This window comes from Paenibacillus zeisoli, from assembly GCF_003994465.1.
GTDB lineage: Bacteria > Bacillota > Bacilli > Paenibacillales > Paenibacillaceae > Fontibacillus > Fontibacillus zeisoli.
Window position 1 is genome coordinate 386,554 of record NZ_RZNX01000002.1, and the last position, 17,740, is coordinate 404,293.

A 17,740-nucleotide genomic window follows, 5' to 3' on the forward strand; every position below is an offset into this window, starting at 1 on the left:
ATGTTTGAAAAAATCACTTATGAAGTTGGATTAATCTGCCACCCTTCAATTATATCGGTATTTTCCGAAATGTAAAACTCAGGTCCTTACTCCTCTTCCATGCAAGACAAAAGCCGCACCCAGGGAGCGGCTTCACTCAAGTTCTATTTTTTCCTCTGAAGAGTTTTCTCAATCGCGTCCTTCATAAGGAACCCGGCCCGGTTCCAAGTCCATCTCAGCATATCCTGTCTCCCCTGGTTCCCTTTCACCCTGCACAGACGAGGGTGCTGGAAGGCGTATCGCATCTGTCTCTTTAGGCTTCCAATGTCCACTTCCGCCCACTGCTGCCCTTTTCCTGCGAAGAGATGACGGAATTGACGCGAGATCGAATGACCGCTGTTCATACTTTGCAGCGGGCTGCTTAGACGGTATGGGACCAGGAAGGAATTCCTTCTCGTCAGGAAATCCATATGACCACCCCAGGCTGTAGCCATCACGGGGGTTCCACTGGCCAGAGACTCCAGGAATGGCAGCCCCACGCCTTCCCCGCGCGTCGGAAGTACGAAGACTTGACCAAGCCTGTATAGGCCATAAATGCTCCCAGGCTTTAAATGCCGCCCGATCACGACCACTGGTGCCGTCGGCTTATGAATGCCAAGCCTTATCTTGTAACGCCGTATTCGTTCCTTGATCCACTGCTCATTCTCGTAAGGTGCGTAACCGTTTGTCTTGATGACCAGCAGCACCGCATCCGAGGCAGAGAACTCCTCCCAATAAGCTCTTAAGAGAGCTTCGGGATTCTTCCGATGCTGGAATCCGAACACCGACACAAAGGTGAACCTTCCCTTCGATTGTGTGAGCGGCAGCTTCCGAGTTCCTGGTCCATACTCTCTGGCATTTACCCCGTGCGGTACGATGAAGATAGGAACTCTTACACCACTGTTCCTCAAAGCCTGCTTATTATGACGGGAAGGGACACAAATTGCATCAAATTTGTTGATGTTCGGGAGCCAGTGGGCCGGAATTCGGGTTGTCTCCCAGACCGTATTGAGAATGATGCAGTCATAGCGGGCTCTTGCTAACTTAAAGTTGATCTGACTTGGGGGATGGTGATAGATCAGAACCTTCTTTCGGGAGGGGTCTCCAGAAGCTCCAGTACGGCGGCCACGACCCACTCTCACATCCACGCCCTGCCGCCTCAAGGCTTGAACATAAGCCCTGCTTGCAATCCCAAGTCCACTGGCCCGCTGGACAGGGCCTTCCCATACTACTAGATACCGGCTAATTAAGGGCATACTCCCAACTCCATTTATCCTTTTTTCGCAGTATAATATGCCGCAGCCTCAAATTGGGATTGGACCCCCGCAGAAAGGGCAATAGATTCGTATTTAACCTGCTACAAAAGGCCGTGCGGGTGGTATGATATAAGTAATTGGTAGACTTAGTTTAACCCAGCCTAATTTTTGACGACCGGAGGACTACTTCACTTGAGATTACAACTTCGCAAAAAGCTATATTTCAGCTTCCTCATCATTATCGTCCTGTTTCTGGTTACGGCCTCTGTATCCACACTCCTGACCCAAAGGATTGTTCGTCTTACAAGCGATATCCTCGTGTCAGAAAAGCGGCTTGAGGTTGTTCAGAGACTTAATCTTTTTGCCCGTACAGCCAATGACAATGGAGCCAACTACTTGCTTGCTCCGCTATATATTGAAGATGAATTCAAGTCAAAGTTCGAGGCCAATGTCAAGTATCTCGATCAGGAATTCCAGCAGCTTGAAGCCATTACAACCACCCCGTCCGACCTCGCCCAGATCCGTCAGTTTAAGAACATGTGGGCTGCTTATGTCGAAGACAGGCGGGATATCATGAACCTGAAGAAATTCGGTAGTGTAACAGAGGCTCAGGAGAGTTATACGAAGGACAGCTATGACCCAATTGCCTTCGCGCTTCATGCCTTCTCCAAATCGGAACAGGCTCAAATCAACAGCTACAACAGCAGAATTGAAGTCAGCGGACGAACAATCCAGTTCGTGAACCTGGTAATGGGTTCCCTGGCTACTGTGCTCTCACTGCTCATCGCCGTGGCGCTCTCCAATTCCCTGATCCGCAGAATTCTGCTTCTTCGGACCAATGCCCAGACCGTTGCCAGCGGCAATCTTCGGGTTCCGGACCTTCATTTCAAGAGCAAGGATGAGCTCACCGATCTTGCCAATTCCTTCAATGCCATGACCGAGTCCCTTCGGTCGGTCATTGACTCCAACCAGCTTCTGCATCAGCTGTCCCACAGGGACGGGCTGACAGGAATTGCCAACCGTCGCTGCTATGACGAGTCACTGGAGCAGGCTTGGAGCCTATCATCGGCAGGGTCAAGGCCGATCTCGCTTATCTTGTTCGATATTGATTATTTCAAGAGATTTAATGACATCTATGGTCATCAGGCAGGCGATCTATGCCTTAAGCAGGTGGCAGAAGTTCTACAGGAGCAGGTAAGAGAATCCGGTGGGCTGGCAGCACGTTATGGCGGCGAGGAGTTCGCTGTACTTCTGCCGGATAGGACAAGCGAGGAGGCACTCCAGCTTGCGGGGCTTTTCCAGCATACATTGGCAGATCAGCACATTCCTCACAAAGGCTCAGATATCAGCGAATATGTTACCGTAAGTATCGGGATATCCACGCTGACGGCTTCAGATGGAGAGGCTCCGGATGATCTGGTAATTGAGGCCGATAAGGCGCTCTATCAGGCCAAGGAGAATGGAAGAAATCGCATTTGCATCTATGAGCACGATCAAACAACAGAAGGTGATCTTAAGCTATGAGAAGACAGCTGGCATTATTAGGGATAATCGCAGTATTTCTCGGTCTGGTGTCCTGTTCAAATCCCGGATCTAATGAAACGCCTGTGACACTGACATTCTGGACAACCACCTCAAGTCCCGAGACCGCGTTCTTCCAGGAGCGGATTGCTGTCTTTGAGAAGGAGCACCCCAATATTAAGGTAAGGATGGCCAGGCATGAGTTCCCTTTTGCAACCAACGAATTCAAAACCGCTGTCCTTGGGGATCAGAAGGTGGACGTATTCCGCGCAGATAATACCTGGATACCGGAATATGTAAATCTAGATATTATCTCTCCCTTAAATACGCTCGCCCCAAGTAAAGACCTTTCGGGGTTTATTGATTCGGCGCTGAACGCAACCACTTATCATGGGAATGTCTATGGATTTCCTTCTGTTATGGAGGTACCTGCTCTGTTATACAACAAAAGAATGCTGGAGGAGGCAGGATTCACACAGCCTCCGCAGACGATGGATGAGCTGCTGAAGATGGCCAAGGCGCTTACAGGCAAGGGGAGATACGGAATTTACGTGACCGAGGATTCGTACTTCGCGATGCCTTACCTCTGGGCTTTCGGAGGAGGTATGATTACAGACCAGGGACAGATTCAGATCGCCTCGGATCAGTCTAGGCAAGCCTTTGCCTTCATGCTAAAGCTGCGGCGTGCAGGCGTTACCCAGCCCTACACCGACTTTAGTAACTGGTACGCTACGATGATGGATGATTTCACCAGGGGCAGATCTGCCATGATAATTAATGGTCCATGGGCTATCCATGATGTGCTGAAGGGCACGGAATTCAAGAACCCAGACAACATTGGCATTGCCCCAATCCCAAGGGGACCGGTTGGGCAGGGGTCACCCATTGGCGGGCACAGCCTGGTAATCAACAAATACACCAGCCATCCGAAGGAAAGCTATGAGCTCATTCGCTTTCTTACAAGTACAGAGACTGAGGTGGTTCAAAGTCAGGAGTTCAAGACCCTTCCGACACAGAAGGCTGCCTATACCGATCCAAGGCTGTCCTCCGACCTTCTTGTTCAGGGCTTCCGGACACAGCTGGATGTAGCCAAGACTCAGCCTAAGATTCCCGAGAGCTCCAAGTTGTTCATGGATTTCACTCCGAACCTGAACGCCATGCTGCTGGAGAAAGAGTCCATTGACCAGGGGGTAAGGAAGATTGAAAGTTCCTGGCGAAGCCTTTTGAAGGTGAAGTGATGTTAGCCAAATGGATTATAAAAGCGCGAACCATCGTAAAAGGTTACCATTGCTGTAACTACTCCAATGACTACGATCAATAGGAGCGCCGCATAATCCAGCATGTTGAACGGACGAGACTTGTACCAGGTCCGGCTGGGTTTATGCCCGAACCCCCGAAGCTCCATGGCAGCGCTGATCTTCTCGATCCGCTCTACACTGGTCAGAATCAACGGCATCAGGATCGAGATCATATTCTTGATCCGCCGGGGGAGCTTTTCTTTACGGGAAATGTCTAGGCCGCGAGCCTGTGCAGAGAACGAGATGTTCTGATAATCCCGCTGAATATCCGGAATATAGCGTAAGGCAATAGATACAGAGTATGCAATCCGGTAATTCACCCCCACCTTACTGAGGGAAGCCGCGAATTCGCTAGGATCTGTCGTTAGCAGAAATAGGAGCGCCATGGGAATAACTGCGGTGTACTTCAGCGCAATATTGAGCTGGTAGAACAGCTGCTCCCAAGTCACCGTGTATCTGCCAGCGATATGGAAGATGTCATGCTGGGTGCCATAGATCCGAACTCCTTCCAAAGGAGAGAAGATGAAGATGGCAAGATGATTCAGTGCGAAGAAGAATAGAATCAGATAGAGGACAAAGGAATAATCCCGGAATGGAACTTTAGACAATCTGAACGCGGCCAAACCGATGAGCAGCATGGCAAGCAGGCAGCGTGTATCGTAAGTAATCATGGCCGTTACCGACCAAATGATGAAGAAGACCAGCTTCGTGAACCCGGTCAACCGGTGAACAGGCGAGTCAAGCTTTGTGTAGGTTAACATTCTGGTATTCATTGGCCCCGTATCCCCCTGTCGTACGCGATAAATCGGCTAACGAATTCCTCTGGCTGGTCCACTCCAGCCCTCAAAGCAAGGTCATGAACCGAGGTCATCTTTAGATGTGCAGCCTCTACAACCTCAGAATTCGAAAGTATACGCACAGGACTGTCGTCCGCAATCTTGATCCCTTCGGACAGGACAATGGTCCGCTGTGCGTATTCCAGCATTAAATGCATATCATGCGTGATCAGGACAATGGTAATCCCTTGCCGGTTAAGAGTTACTAGAAACTCCATCATTTCGTTATAATGCCTGTAATCCTGGCCCGCCGTAGGCTCATCCAGAATAATGATCTCCGGGCTAAGCACAAGAATTGAGGCTATGGTTACCCGCTTCTTCTGCCCATAGCTGAGCGCAGATACCGGCCAGCTTCGAAAAGCGTACAGTCCGCATACCTTCAGCACTTCATGCACCCGCTCCCGAATAACTTCCTCCGGCACACCGCGCAGCTTCAAGCCGAGCGCAACCTCATCGTAAATGAGGGTCTTGGAGAGCATATGATTCGGATTCTGCATCACAAATCCAATTCGGTCCGCCCTCTCTTTAATTGAGTCCGAACGAATATCCCTGCCATTCAGCAGAATAGTCCCTGCGCTTGGACGGTAGAATCCACAGATCAGCTTGGAGATGGTGGATTTCCCTGCACCGTTCCGCCCGGCTATACACACAATCTCCCCTTGCCCAATCCGCAGTGAGATTTGGTGAAGAATCGGTTTGTTCTTCTCGTAGCCGAACGAGATGTCCCTTAGTTCCAGTACTGCAGGGTAATCCGGTTGCTCAGGGGAGTTGTCCAAGCTCTTGTACCACTCCTGCAGGCGAGGGATACAAGAACCAAGCCGGATCGTATCCACATGCTCGGGGTGCATTTCCGGCGTGATCGAGCATCCCGCATATTTCAAGGCGGTAAGGTACAGCGGCTCTCTTATGCCTGTCTCTACCAGGATGTTCGAGCTAAGCAGGTCTGCAGCTGTCAGATCTGCCGCAACTTGTCCATCCCGAACCACAATGATGCGATCCACACTCCGGTGCAGCACTTCCTCCAGACGATGCTCAATGATGACGACCGTCTTCCCGGTCTCTTGATGTATCCGGTCAATCAGCTCAATGGTTCGATTGCCTGTATAGGGGTCCAGACTTGCCAGCGGTTCATCAAACAGCAGAATGCCCACATCATTGACCAGAACACCGCCTAGAGTCGTCTTCTGCTTTTGCCCGCCGGACAGGGCGTGCGGGGATGACTCAAGGTATCGTTCAATATCGACCCTCCGTGCCGCAGCGGCTAACCGGTCTGACATCTCGGCTTGAGGGACGGCATCGTTCTCCAGCTTGAATACCATATCCTCAGCCACCGTGAGGCCCACGAACTGCCCATCCGGGTCCTGCAGCACCGTACCGACCGTATCCGAAAGTCCTGCAATACTTTGATCTTTAAGCTCCTTTCCTTTAATCTTCATAGATCCACTCATCTCCCCCGTGTAAAAGAAAGGGATTAGTCCGTTCATGCAGTGGGCCAAGGTGCTCTTACCCGATCCGGAGGGTCCGACAATTAATACTTTCTCTCCCTCATTTATGGTTAAATTGATCTTATGCAGAGTAGGTCTCGACTGCGCATGGTATTGAAACGTAAAATCAACAAACTCGATAACCGGTGTCTTCATAGATCAACATCCTCTGATAAATTGATAAAATGACGGGCTTTCAGGGTAACAGAAAAGCCGGTGCTGAACACCGGCTTACAACTCGGACGTATTCACTATGCTTCGTGTGTCAAGCTTCCCCGTCTCGTACGTGTCTTGGAATAAGCAATGGCCAGCAATGTTCCGATGACCGCTACGGTCACAATGTTGGATATCCCTGCTACCAGACCTTGCGCGAATACCTTATTTACCGGTTCCGCATAGATTAGAATATCCAGCGCCGGAGCAACTAGGAACCAAGCCACTATATTCGCTATAACCTGGGCCAGATTGAACTTTATGATTTCTTTCGCACCGAACTCTCCCTCATGAATCTTGATTCTGCCAGCGATCAGGCCGATAATGAGACCCACCAATCCTGATGCAATCACCCAGCTGAACCAAGGCGAACCATAGAAGATAGCGTCTTTCAGCGTATGTCCAATCAGACCAATCAACAGTCCGGCGTAAGGTCCATACAGCAGGGCGAACAAGGCAAGCAGCGCATATGTAGTCTCAATGTTGGTATCCGGTATACCGGATGGAATGGAGCCAAACCTTCCAAGAATGACGAACAAAGCAGCGCCAATTCCAATGGCCACAATCGTTTTGATAGATAATTGGTTATGTTGTGTTTGTGCCACTCTCTTATCAACCTCTTTCCATACCTAGATTTGGAGGACATGCAATCCTCATACCAATTGGGGAAATATTCCTGTTTTTTGTTATTATACAGGGGAATACTCGGAATTACTATAGGAAGTTGGATAGATTGAACAGCCAGAATTCTGCATCAAAAAAGGACGCCTATAGCGTCCTTGAAGCCGTTGATATTACAAGGTATCTGCCAATACCTTGGCTTGAGAATCGAGCTGACGAGCCGCCTCCCCGATACCCAGAAATTCATCGACAGCCTGCTGAATGCACGTCTGACTATCTGCAATAGAGGACTGAGACCGCTTCGTTCCGTTTAGCGTCTCGAGTACGTTGGCCGTAATGCCTTCGGTATATGAGTTCACTTCCTGTATAGCTTCCTGCACCTGCTGAGCCAGTTTGCGGACTTCTCCAGCTACCACATTGAAGCCCCGCCCATATTCACCTGCATGCGCTGCCTCAATTGCAGCATTCAGTGCGAGGAGATTGGTGCGGTTCGCAATGTCCTTAATCGTCTTCACAATGCCCCGGATAGAATTGCTCTGCTTCTCCAGCAGCTCGAATGAGGCCAGGTTATCCTTGGATTCCTTGGCCACCTGTCCCATCACGGCTTCAACCTCCTGACTCCGTGCAACACCCTCGGTAGCCCGGCGCAGCAAATCCTCCGCCGTATTCTGAAGCTCGCTCGTTAACCGGGTAGTGGCATTCTCCCGAAATGTAATATCGGTAGCGATCTTAAGGACAGCATGGACCTCACCGTCCTCATTATAAATCGGGGTGTAGGTGGCCTCCAGCCATAGGATTCTTCCATCCTTAGCCACACGCATGATCTTCTCCTGAAAGGCATAGCCTTTCTTGAAATTAGCCCAAAAGTTGGCGTACTCAGGGCTGCTTAGGAACTCGGGTGTACAGAATCTGCGGTGATGCAGACCCGGCATTTCTGCTGCGCTGTATCCCATAGCTCTGGCAAAATTCTCATTTGCCCACAATACATTCCCTTGTATATCGAATTCGATCATGGCTAATGATCGTTCAATGGCCGCAAGAACAGACTTCTCATTCAGAACCTGGGAGCTTTGATAGTTGACTTTTTCCTTAAACATGTGGGTATCTCCTCTTGGGTTGACCTGACTTCAGGGAGATGTCATGATCCATCTGTCATAGCCCCAACTCATCTTAGGTGTGTATATACAAACATTTTACTTAGATTATACAAATACTATACGTCATTTGCAATTTATTTATTTCACTTCGTATTTGCCCTTAGTATATTAGCTAAAATCTTTGTACTCTGTGTATAACGTTACTGCAGCGCTTCCTCTTACATGGGTATGCCAGTATACACAAAAGGGCCTTGTCAACACACAGTTCGACAAAGCCCCTGTCAATCTATTATTCTCTCATCTCCTTGATTAAAGAGGCTGTAATCGTTTTCATATACGTCCTTCTTCTCTTAAAATATTCTCAAAAGCATCCACAACGACCTTGTCGTAATGGCTGCCCGTGAGTCTTCGCAGTTCATCCATGGCCACTTGTGCCCCAAAGGCCTTGCGGTAGGCTCTGTCTTCGGTCATCGCATCGAACGTATCGCTTACCGCGATAATTCGTGCTTCCAGCAGGATCTCATCCTCTTTCAATCCACGAGGGTACCCGCTCCCATTGAGCCGTTCATGATGCTGCTCAATAATAGGCGCAATCTCGCCATAGTAGGTCTCCTTGATCATCTCTGCCCCATCTGCGGGATGTTTCTTAATCATCTCGAATTCTTCACCGGTCAGTTTGCCCGGCTTGTTCAATATCTCTTCCGGGATATGAATCTTGCCAATATCGTGGAGGATCGAAGCGATGGACAGATTCTCCAGCTGCTCCGTATTAAGCTTCAACTTCTTCGCAATCTTCACTGCATACTCAGCGACCCGATCACTATGCATATAGGTGTATCGGTCCTTCTTCTCCACTTCCTTCACCATGCTCATCAGCTTCGATATATCCTTACTCAAGTGAACAAACGTTTGCTCCGTTGTGACCCATAGGTAAGTGATATCGGTCAGCGCGGTGAAATGGATCGGATTCTTGAGTCCTTTTGCCGTGTAATAATCATGCGGACCCAGTTCAATCTTCTGGTCATCTAGTTCACACACCAGTTGTCCGGACAATATATAGAAAAATTCCATTACATTCGCATTATCGCTTGGATATACAAAGAATAATCTATCCTTCTCAATGGTCTGGAGCAGAACCTCTACTCCGTCCCCCCGTGAAAGCAGCTTGATTTCATTTTTATCGAAATGTACTTCTTCCAGAAAAGATCCTTTCCTTCCGATTCTGAACCCATCCATTATGATCCCCCTTATATGAGAAAAAACGAGCTCGTTAAAAGAACTCGTTTTTTCTCTAGATTATACTATTTTGAGGATGGTAGGAAGAGTTAATCTTAATTTATTCCGACAACCCAAACTGGGTCGATCCATACTTCTTTGTCAGCGAAGCGAACCAGCTTCCAATAACGCTCCAAGATAAGTCCCTGCTCAGCAGCCTTGTTAATGGCATATGTTGCCAACTCATAGGTTGTATCATACACATCTGTAATAATTTTGTTCAGATCCTCAGTATACTTACGGGTTAATTCCTCGTAGTCGCCCGTTCTTTGGTTCAGTTTGTCCTCAAGCTGATCAATACGCACAGCGGCGATGCCTGCATCTTTGACATCTGGTGTAATAAGCTGAGTTGTAACCTGATCAATATCCTGTTTGATGACCAGAATCTGAGCATCTACCTTGCTTGTCTCATCCTGAATCTTGGCGTTCAAATCTGCAGATTGACTGCGGTCAGCTGCTGCAGATGAGCTCGTCGTAGCCTTTACCTGCTGGCTCTTTACCAGATCAGATACCTTGTCTGCCACTTCCAATTTGCGGATATCTGCTAGATACTTCGCCTCCAGCTGGTCAGCGGCGTCTACTCCGTCCTTAATCTTCTCCTCAATCTGAACATTCGTCTGATTAATCAGCTCGTAGATTGCGTCAAGATTTGAATTACTGCTGTCATCTGCAAAAGCGCTAGTCCCAAAAGAAAATACCAAGGCTAATGAAAACAGGACTGCTAAAGCTTTCTTCATAATTTCTCCCCCAAATAATAGGTATTTGACTACCTGCTTAAAATGAATTCTACTAAATGTCACGTTACCAATATACCAGTTCTACCCAATTTAAGATAGAACGAATATTGTCGAATTCGTATAAAATATTATTTTTTAATAGATGAATTTAAGCTCACACCCGCCCGTAGCCCGAATAGACTAATACTTACAGAGGAGATGAATGAGAAGTTATAGACCTTAATCAAGGGAAGTGAGAATACATGAGCCTTTGGCCGATCGTTGAAACTGAGTACGGGATTAAGATCCGCAGCACCACCAAGGTCAAGGATGTCTACAAGGTAGAGACCGATCATGCAACCTATTGCTTGAAATCATATGACTTTCCCGAAGAGGAGGTCCGCTTTATTACACGGATCTTGTCCTGCTTGGATGAACACCAGTTCACCCGAAGCCAGAAGGTCTATCCTACAGTAGATATGAGGGCTTATATTACCCATGAGGGTGCTTATTATACCTTAACGAACTGGGTTCGTGGGCAGCAGCCCAAATTCTCCATGACTAGGGACTTAAGACGAGGGATATCGACCCTGGCTAAGTTCCATCTTCTGGCCACCGGCTTTCCTGCTCTGGAAGCTCCTGAATCACGAATCCGCTATTTGAGCCTACCGGGTGAAATCTCAGAATATAAGAGTCTGCTGCTTCCATACCGAAGTACAGGACATCTTGTAGATCTTTGTGATGAGGCTGTGGAGCTCTTGCAGCAGCCCAAAGTCCTGGAGGTAATTCAGCAAGAACAGATAAACTGTTCATTTGTACATGGGGACTATAATTACCCCAATCTGGTCAGGGACAAGAAGAATGCCATACATCTGATTGATTTCGAGAATACTTCTATGCATGTTAGGGTTAAGGATCTGGCCCATATTTTGCACCGTAATTCCCTATGGAACGCGGCGGGAATGCTCCGCCTGATCGAATATTATCAGCGCTACCGCTCGATGAATGCATCCGAGTTGAATCTTCTTGCTGCCTTGCTGACAGCCCCTTACCATGTGGTCCGCAACATCAGGATCGGAGGATTCCGCAGTGCTAGGCCCATTATCCCTTCAAGAGGACAGCTTCGTAAATATCAACGGGAACTTCGTGCATTGCTCTAGTGTCCGAATTGGATGAATTATGATAAATTAAAACCGATTCATCTTTTCAGGAGGCGTTATCTATGGACAATATAGAGCAGAAGCCGATACTGTTAACCAAAGGAACACCGGGTGAGCCCTGCCCTATTGCCAAAACCCTGGATGTAATTGGAACCAAATGGACGTTCCTGATTGTCCGGGATCTTCTGCTTGAAGGCACCATGCGGTTCAGCGAACTGCTGCGGTCCATGGAGGGGATCAGTCCCAAGACGCTATCCCTTCGCCTTAGGGAACTGGAGCATCAGGACATCATTACAAGAACCGTCTATCCAGAGGTTCCACCTCGCGTGGAGTATACCTTAACGGACAAAGGAAAGAGACTGGAAGGGATTTTTATTGAGTTAAAACGGTTTGGCCTAACCTTATAATTGGTATACCAAACTGAGTAGAAGACCGTCTTTAGCCATTAGGCCGAAGTCGGTCTTTATTGTTCCTTGAAGCTTGAAGTCCTTGACCGGCGTTAAACTATCCTTAAGGTAACTATATGAATTATTAATCACTACTTCCCTAATGGAACTAATGGCGCTAAGCTATCCCCATATTCTCATAACTTCAAATTTGGAGGGATTGCTTATGCTTAAGAATATGAAGATTGTAATTATCGGTGGAAGCTCCGGAATAGGTCTGGAAACCGCGGAACTGGCCATAGCCCAGGGGGCGAAAGTAATCATTGCAAGCCGCTCCGAAGACAAATTAAAGCAAGCTGAGGATCAGCTCGGATCTAACGCCTCATCTTACCGGGTGGATACAACCGACGAACAAGATGTCCGGGCATTCTTCGAGGCCGTTGGCTCGTTCGATCATTTGGTGGTCAGTGCTGCTGAGACCTCGGGTGGTCCCTTCCTTGACACGGAGACATCCAAGGTCCGTCAGCTGTTCGACAATAAATTCTGGGGCCAATACCATGCTGTTAAATATGGTGTCCCCAAAATATCCCCCGAGGGTTCTATCACCTTATTCTCCGGGGTAGTTGCTTACAAGGCGATGATGGGTTCATCTATGCTTGGCGCCGTCAATGCAGCGGTCTCAAGCCTCGGCCAGACCCTTGCGCTGGAGTTGGCCCCTATCCGGGTCAATGTGGTGTCTCCTGGCATCATTGATACTCCTTCCCGCAGCAAAATGCCTGAGGAGGCCCGCCTGCAATTCTATGATACTTTAGCCCGGAAGCTTCCTGTGAACCGGGTTGGCCGTGCCGAGGATGTGGCACAGGGTGTACTCTACCTTATTCAGAACGGATTCGTTACGGGAACGGTTCTTCATGTGGAGGGGGGCCATATTCTAACCTGATACCCGGCAATCTAATCTCCATGGTGCCTAACAGCCTTCGTTCATAACTTTACGATGATGTTTCTCTAATTTCAAAGCAGGGCAGACTCTAGAGTAGATGTGAGAATTGGAGGCATAATCGTGAATTTATATAATGGCAACCTGCTGTGGACGGAGAGGAACCCAGATCCCCCATTCGCCCGCAGCGAAGTTCTGGAGCATTATGATGTCGTCATCGTCGGAGGAGGAATATCTGGAGCCCTATGTGCCTATTCTCTTGCGGCTGAAGGTCTGAGGATAGCAGTAATCGACCGAGGCAATGTGGGAGGCGGCAGCACCTCAGCAAATATGGGGCTGCTCCAGTATTCAAGCGATGTTATGCTTCATGAATTGATGGGTCAGATCGGCCCAGACAAGGCCGTTCGTTTCTATAGAATGTGCCAGCAGGCTCTGACTCAACTGAACGAGATTGCTGACACGCTGGATATACAGCCTGACTTCACCCGCAGAAACAGCCTCTACTTTGCTAGTGAACGATCCCATGTGGACCGGCTGAAGAAGGAGTATGACACACTTACTGCTCATGGCTTCAGGGTTGATTTCTGGACTCAGGACGACCTGGAGGCTCATTACCCTTTCTCAAGACCAGCTGCCCTGATCACATACGGTGATGCTGAAGTCAACCCTGTCAGACTTAGCAGAGGGATTCTGCAGCAATTTAACCCGCGTCATGTGCATGTATTTGAGCATGTCCATGTCCATGGAATTGAAGAGGCCGCTCATCATGTGAACGTGCAAACTTCGGCAGGTCCATTTAAGTGTTCTCAGGTGATATTTGCGACGGGTTATGATACGGCGCCAGGCCTTACCGGGACCAGAGTGAACCTCACGCGCTCTTATGCTATCGCTACTGAGCCGGTTGACGATCTCTCCTGCTGGAAGGATCGGGTACTGATCTGGGAGACGAGAAGACCCTACCTCTACTTAAGAACGACCCCGGATGGACGGGTTATAGCTGGGGGTCTGGACGAGGATACACCGATGACCCCGCATGGTGACGTGCTTATTCATCAGAGGGCCGAGAATATCAAGAGGAAGGTTCATCAGTTATTTCCCATGTTCGACCTTAAGATCGCCTTCGCATGGGCAGCGGTCTTTGGGCAATCCGTGGATAGTCTGCCTTTTATCGGGAAGCACCCTTCCAAAGACCGGATCTATTATTTGCTGGGTTATGGCGGCAACGGAACAGTATATAGTATGGTAGGTGCTCAAATTTTGAGAGATTTGATTCTTGGACGACCGAGTCCGGATGCGGATATCGTGAAGCTTGTACGAGGCTCAAAATCTGCGGAGTAACTCTATATAAGCCAACTATTGATTTACACGTAAGGCAGCCGTGTGAAGTGTTCTTCCAATCGCTGTTGTTCCCAGATTTCATAAATACTCTTGCCTACTGGTAATTCTTAAGTTCAACTTATATAGCGAATTATATGACTCATTGATCTAGACAGGGCTGAGGCTGGTAGAGCTCTTCCTGTCTATTAAATTACCTGGCTTGTACAGAGTGAATATCCCCTGCATTTATGAGCGCAGATCAAGTATAATTCTGAACTATAAGAATGATCTACATAGGGCAGGTGGCAGAATTGACAGATAAAGTAGTGATTGGAATCGACGGAGGGGGAACGCATACCCGCGTAATGGTATGTGATCTGCATGGAGAGGTCCAAGCCTATACAGAGAAAGGTCCTGCTTCGATATATAGGGACGCGTACGCCGCGAGCAATGTCAGAAATGCTATAGAAGAGGCACTGGAGCAGGCAGGCAAATCTCCGGATCAGGTACTCGGAGTTGCTGCGGGAATTGCCGGATATGACTTGGAAACGGACCTGGATTGGATTCTGCCCTTGACCGAGGTACCCGGGTTAATCTGCCCCAAGTGGCATGTGAACGATGCTGTGATTGCACACCAAGGCGCCTTACTCATGCAGCCGGGAATTGTTGTGATTGCAGGTACAGGTTCAAATATATTAGCTATTACGGAGGACGGGCAGCAGCTCCGAAATGACCAGTTTCACCATTATGCAGCCAGCGGTGCAAGGTTTCTTGCTTACGATGCCGTGTATGAAATTCTTGCCGGGAATACGGACTCTTCAGACAACGACCTAATCGCAGCCCTGAAAGCACACTGGGATGTAGAGACCCTGTCTGAGTTCTACCAGCTGGCGAAGACGGGATTTGAAGCTGACCGTCAGGTCCGTGACCGTGTCTTCGGCAGGTTCACGCCCATGATTACGGAGGCCGCTGCTCTAGGAAGCTCTACAGCCATGCGCGTCTGCGATCGTGCCGTAAGTCAGATCAAGGTGGGCACCGAGATCCTGGCAAGCTCTTTTGCAGGTGCATCAGTTGATGTTGCCCTAATTGGAAGCGTAGCCAACTCCTCCTATGTCCGCCGGACTCTGACCGGGCAGCTCCAGAATGGGGTTAACCGGAAGTATCAGGTTCATGAGCCGGCATTCTCTCCTGTGGCTGGAGCTATACTCCTTGCTCTTCATAAGCTTCAGGTGCCCATCTCGCCTGAGATCATTACGTACCTGAAGAGGAGCCCCTATGCAGCGGGCAGCAAAGAACAGCCTGCGAAGCTCTAAGGCCCCGCAGGCTGCATTACTGGCTCACTGCTCTGAGTATCGTGCTCGGTTGCTTAGACTCACTGCTCCGAGTATCGTACTCGGCTGCTTAGACTCAATCCTCTGAGTGCCGCGCCCGGTTGCTCAGGGAAGCCAGTCGATGCTTCTCTTCAGCCAGCAGCTCCTCGGCCAATTCTACCCCTGACCGTCCAACGGCCATATCAGCCTGCTGCACCGCCTTCTCGGTGTGCTCAAGGCTGTTCTCGGCCTGTTCAATCATCTGGTCAGTCGGGTGGCTGAGGGCTGACGATACAGCATAATGCAGCTTGTTAACTGAGTTCAGAGCTTCAGCTACCGTGCTGTTTGCTTGAAGACTGGAATCATAACGACTCATAAATAAGACCTCTCCCTTCTGAGATGGCTTCAGTTCGGTTCCCCTTTAGCATGGTTAGGCAGAGTCGATCTTATGCGCAATCTAATGTGCCATCTAATGCGCGATTTTATGTGAGATCTTATATGCTATGCTTACCCTGTAATTGCTGGACCAGAAATTGATACAACTTGAGTTCCGCTGCCTTAAGGGAACTTCCTGAGGTACGGCAGAGCATGCCAAAGGTCATATGGATAAGACTGCCTGCAATCTCCCGAATGACCATTCCCGCTGGCAAGGGATCCATCATAATAGCAGGGACAAGCGCTATCCCGAGCCCACTCTCCACATAGTATTTCAACGCAGTCATACTCCCTATTTCCATCGTATCCAGGGGCACTCCTCCCGATTCCCTCATCACAACTTCCAACTTGCGGCGGTAAGGACACACCGCTGAGGTTATCAGCAGCCGATGCCCTCTGAAATCACCGGGCGAGAGGATCTCCTTGTGAGCTAGAGGATGATCCTTTGGCATGAGCACCACAAATTCCTCCTGAAACAACGGCTCATAGTAAAGGTCTGAAGAGAGATCCGGTGAGGTACAAAGTGCCATGCTAATCTCTCCATGAAGAAGACGCTCAATCAATACAGGAGTATTCGCAAACTCCACAGATACCCGAATCTTCGGGTACTGGTCAAGAAATTGCTTCAAAATGACCGGCAGGCGGTAGCTTCCGGTCGGCTCTGTGACCCCCAGCCGGATCTGGCCCGCATTCCCTTGCTGGAGCTCCGACATATCCCCCTGCAGCTGCTCCATGCTCTTCACAATGTGCAGGCTCTGCTCATGGAAGAGCCTCCCGGCCTGGGTTAACCGAATTTTCTTTCCCCGTTCAAAAAGCTGAATCCCGAGGTCCGCCTCAAGCTTCTGAATCTGCATCGTGACGGTAGACTGCGCATAATTCATCTCTTCGGCAGCCCGGATAAAGCTGCCTTGATTCACGATGATCTGAAACGTCTTCAAAGTCTTCAGGTCCACTCTTGCCGCTCACTCCGTTCTAAAGTTCAAAATTACTGAACTATTTATTCATATAGTTCAATTATACAGAATCCACTCCATCCTCTACAATTGGAATTAACCAGCCATCATTCATACCTTTAACACAGGTGGCAACAGAAAAAGGAGCGATTGCCCAGTGGATTTGATGAATAAAGTAGTCCTTGTTACAGGCGGAGGCACTGGAATCGGCCGGGCAACCAGCCTTACTCTCGCGAAGCGGGGAGCTATCGTGGCCGTCAACTTTTCCCGCTCCAGGGAGGCAGCCGAAGAAACTGTAGAGCTTATTCGCAGAGATGGGGGCCAGGCCATGGCGATACAGGCCGATGTGTCCAAAGACAGCGAGGTCAGAACAATGATCAGTCAGATTGCGCAGCAGTTCGGGACGCTGGATGGACTGGTCAATAACGCGAGCATCACGCGGCACATCCCGCTGGATGATCTGGAGTTGGCAACGGATGAAGTCTGGAACGAACTTATGGATGTGAACGTGAAAGGAATGTTTAACTGCGCGCGGGCTGCAGCTCCTTATATGAAGGCAGCCCGGCAGGGAGCCATCGTGAACCTGGGAAGCATCGCAGGGCAGACAGGGTCCGGTTCCTCTCTCCCCTACGCCGTATCCAAGGCCGCGGTGCATGGCCTGACGAAGTCATTGGCGCGTGCGCTGGCTCCCCATATCCGCGTGAACTGTGTGGTTCCCGGTGCCGTAGCCACCAGGTGGTGGGCTGGCAAGGAAGATCAAATGCATCTTCTGGCCCCCCAGCTTCTGCTTAAACAAATTTCACAGCCAGAAGATATTGCCCAGTTGATCTGCGCGGCGTTGGAGCAGGAGGCCATGACTGGGCAGATCATTACCGTGGACAGCGGTCAGACTTTATAGTCGAGTCAC

At 49.3% G+C, this 17,740-nt stretch carries 17 protein-coding genes; 8 read left to right on the plus strand and 9 right to left on the minus strand.

Annotation, left to right across the window (positions count from 1 at the left end; translation table 11 throughout):
* Positions 1 to 143: 143 nt before the first annotated feature.
* Positions 144 to 1,274 carry a glycosyltransferase family 4 protein gene (locus EJP77_RS07850; protein ID WP_246021789.1) on the minus strand — a complete coding sequence of 377 codons (1,131 nt, stop codon included), beginning with the start codon at positions 1,272 to 1,274 and terminating at the stop codon, positions 144 to 146.
* Between the two features lie 192 nt (positions 1,275 to 1,466).
* Here EJP77_RS07850 and EJP77_RS07855 point away from each other — a divergent pair, with 192 nt between their 5' ends.
* Complete coding sequence (locus EJP77_RS07855) at positions 1,467 to 2,798, plus strand: diguanylate cyclase domain-containing protein (protein ID WP_127198663.1); 1,332 nt, start codon at positions 1,467 to 1,469, stop codon at positions 2,796 to 2,798.
* On the plus strand, positions 2,795 to 4,033 hold the full coding sequence (locus tag EJP77_RS07860; RefSeq protein WP_127198664.1) for an extracellular solute-binding protein: 1,239 nt from the start codon (positions 2,795 to 2,797) through the stop codon (positions 4,031 to 4,033). Before EJP77_RS07855 ends, EJP77_RS07860 begins: the two co-directional genes overlap by 4 nt.
* A gap of 2 nt (positions 4,034 to 4,035) precedes the next feature.
* On the opposite strand, the gene EJP77_RS07865 is transcribed toward EJP77_RS07860, so the two are convergent.
* From EJP77_RS07865 to EJP77_RS07890, 6 genes are all read right to left on the minus strand, one after another.
* Positions 4,036 to 4,866: an energy-coupling factor transporter transmembrane component T family protein gene (locus tag EJP77_RS07865; protein WP_127198665.1), complete on the minus strand. Its 831-nt coding sequence runs from the start codon at positions 4,864 to 4,866 to the stop codon at positions 4,036 to 4,038.
* Positions 4,863 to 6,569 carry an ABC transporter ATP-binding protein gene (locus EJP77_RS07870; protein ID WP_127198666.1) on the minus strand — a complete coding sequence of 569 codons (1,707 nt, stop codon included), beginning with the start codon at positions 6,567 to 6,569 and terminating at the stop codon, positions 4,863 to 4,865. Before EJP77_RS07870 ends, EJP77_RS07865 begins: the two co-directional genes overlap by 4 nt.
* Positions 6,570 to 6,664: 95 nt before the next feature.
* A complete protein-coding gene (locus EJP77_RS07875) occupies positions 6,665 to 7,231 on the minus strand; it encodes an ECF-type riboflavin transporter substrate-binding protein (RefSeq protein WP_127198667.1) in 567 nt (188 codons plus the stop codon).
* 189 nt (positions 7,232 to 7,420) lie between these two features.
* Positions 7,421 to 8,344: a methyl-accepting chemotaxis protein gene (locus tag EJP77_RS07880; protein ID WP_127198668.1), complete on the minus strand. Its 924-nt coding sequence runs from the start codon at positions 8,342 to 8,344 to the stop codon at positions 7,421 to 7,423.
* Between the two features lie 330 nt (positions 8,345 to 8,674).
* Complete coding sequence (locus tag EJP77_RS07885) at positions 8,675 to 9,580, minus strand: HD domain-containing phosphohydrolase (RefSeq protein ID WP_127198669.1); 906 nt, start codon at positions 9,578 to 9,580, stop codon at positions 8,675 to 8,677.
* Positions 9,581 to 9,675: 95 nt separating this feature from the next.
* Positions 9,676 to 10,356, minus strand: coding sequence for a hypothetical protein (locus EJP77_RS07890; protein WP_127198670.1), 681 nt, complete (start codon positions 10,354 to 10,356; stop codon positions 9,676 to 9,678).
* A gap of 242 nt (positions 10,357 to 10,598) precedes the next feature.
* On the opposite strand from EJP77_RS07890, the gene EJP77_RS07895 reads away from it, so the two are divergent.
* The 5 genes from EJP77_RS07895 (at position 10,599) to EJP77_RS07915 (ending at position 15,448) form a co-directional block, all read left to right on the plus strand.
* Entirely contained in the window at positions 10,599 to 11,495 is an 897-nt protein-coding gene (locus tag EJP77_RS07895; RefSeq protein ID WP_127198671.1) for a phosphotransferase, read from the plus strand.
* A gap of 62 nt (positions 11,496 to 11,557) precedes the next feature.
* A complete protein-coding gene (locus EJP77_RS07900; RefSeq protein ID WP_127198672.1) occupies positions 11,558 to 11,902 on the plus strand; it encodes a winged helix-turn-helix transcriptional regulator in 345 nt (114 codons plus the stop codon).
* Between the two features lie 205 nt (positions 11,903 to 12,107).
* Complete coding sequence (locus EJP77_RS07905; protein ID WP_127198673.1) at positions 12,108 to 12,821, plus strand: SDR family oxidoreductase; 714 nt, start codon at positions 12,108 to 12,110, stop codon at positions 12,819 to 12,821.
* A gap of 120 nt (positions 12,822 to 12,941) precedes the next feature.
* The gene (locus EJP77_RS07910; protein WP_127198674.1) at positions 12,942 to 14,156 is read left to right on the plus strand and encodes an NAD(P)/FAD-dependent oxidoreductase; all 1,215 of its coding nucleotides are present in this window, start codon (positions 12,942 to 12,944) and stop codon (positions 14,154 to 14,156) included.
* A 281-nt stretch (positions 14,157 to 14,437) separates the two neighbouring features.
* A complete protein-coding gene (locus EJP77_RS07915) occupies positions 14,438 to 15,448 on the plus strand; it encodes an N-acetylglucosamine kinase (protein WP_127198908.1) in 1,011 nt (336 codons plus the stop codon).
* 94 nt (positions 15,449 to 15,542) lie between these two features.
* Here EJP77_RS07915 and EJP77_RS07920 read toward each other — a convergent pair whose 3' ends face one another.
* Both EJP77_RS07920 and EJP77_RS07925 read right to left on the minus strand, forming a co-directional pair.
* On the minus strand, positions 15,543 to 15,821 hold the full coding sequence (locus tag EJP77_RS07920) for a hypothetical protein (protein WP_127198675.1): 279 nt from the start codon (positions 15,819 to 15,821) through the stop codon (positions 15,543 to 15,545).
* Between the two features lie 118 nt (positions 15,822 to 15,939).
* The gene (locus EJP77_RS07925) at positions 15,940 to 16,833 is read right to left on the minus strand and encodes a LysR family transcriptional regulator (RefSeq protein WP_127198676.1); all 894 of its coding nucleotides are present in this window, start codon (positions 16,831 to 16,833) and stop codon (positions 15,940 to 15,942) included.
* A 166-nt stretch (positions 16,834 to 16,999) separates the two neighbouring features.
* Between EJP77_RS07925 and EJP77_RS07930 the strand changes: the two genes are divergently transcribed.
* Complete coding sequence (locus EJP77_RS07930; RefSeq protein ID WP_425464231.1) at positions 17,000 to 17,731, plus strand: SDR family NAD(P)-dependent oxidoreductase; 732 nt, start codon at positions 17,000 to 17,002, stop codon at positions 17,729 to 17,731.
* Positions 17,732 to 17,740 lie beyond the last annotated feature (9 nt).

Excerpts from the sequence above, each read along its gene's own strand:
- EJP77_RS07890 (WP_127198670.1), bottom strand. The coding sequence starts at position 10,356 with ATGAAGAAAGCTTTAGCAGTCCTGTTTTCATTAGCCTTGGTATTTTCT.
- EJP77_RS07860 (WP_127198664.1), top strand. The coding sequence starts at position 2,795 with ATGAGAAGACAGCTGGCATTATTAGGGATAATCGCAGTATTTCTCGGT.
- EJP77_RS07920 (WP_127198675.1), bottom strand. The coding sequence starts at position 15,821 with ATGAGTCGTTATGATTCCAGTCTTCAAGCAAACAGCACGGTAGCTGAA.
- EJP77_RS07900 (WP_127198672.1), top strand. The coding sequence starts at position 11,558 with ATGGACAATATAGAGCAGAAGCCGATACTGTTAACCAAAGGAACACCG.
- EJP77_RS07905 (WP_127198673.1), top strand. The coding sequence starts at position 12,108 with ATGCTTAAGAATATGAAGATTGTAATTATCGGTGGAAGCTCCGGAATA.
- EJP77_RS07885 (WP_127198669.1), bottom strand. The coding sequence starts at position 9,580 with ATGGATGGGTTCAGAATCGGAAGGAAAGGATCTTTTCTGGAAGAAGTA.
- EJP77_RS07880 (WP_127198668.1), bottom strand. The coding sequence starts at position 8,344 with ATGTTTAAGGAAAAAGTCAACTATCAAAGCTCCCAGGTTCTGAATGAG.
- EJP77_RS07930 (WP_425464231.1), top strand. The coding sequence starts at position 17,000 with ATGAATAAAGTAGTCCTTGTTACAGGCGGAGGCACTGGAATCGGCCGG.
- EJP77_RS07870 (WP_127198666.1), bottom strand. The coding sequence starts at position 6,569 with ATGAAGACACCGGTTATCGAGTTTGTTGATTTTACGTTTCAATACCAT.
- EJP77_RS07895 (WP_127198671.1), top strand. The coding sequence starts at position 10,599 with ATGAGCCTTTGGCCGATCGTTGAAACTGAGTACGGGATTAAGATCCGC.
- EJP77_RS07850 (WP_246021789.1), bottom strand. The coding sequence starts at position 1,274 with ATGCCCTTAATTAGCCGGTATCTAGTAGTATGGGAAGGCCCTGTCCAG.
- EJP77_RS07865 (WP_127198665.1), bottom strand. The coding sequence starts at position 4,866 with ATGAATACCAGAATGTTAACCTACACAAAGCTTGACTCGCCTGTTCAC.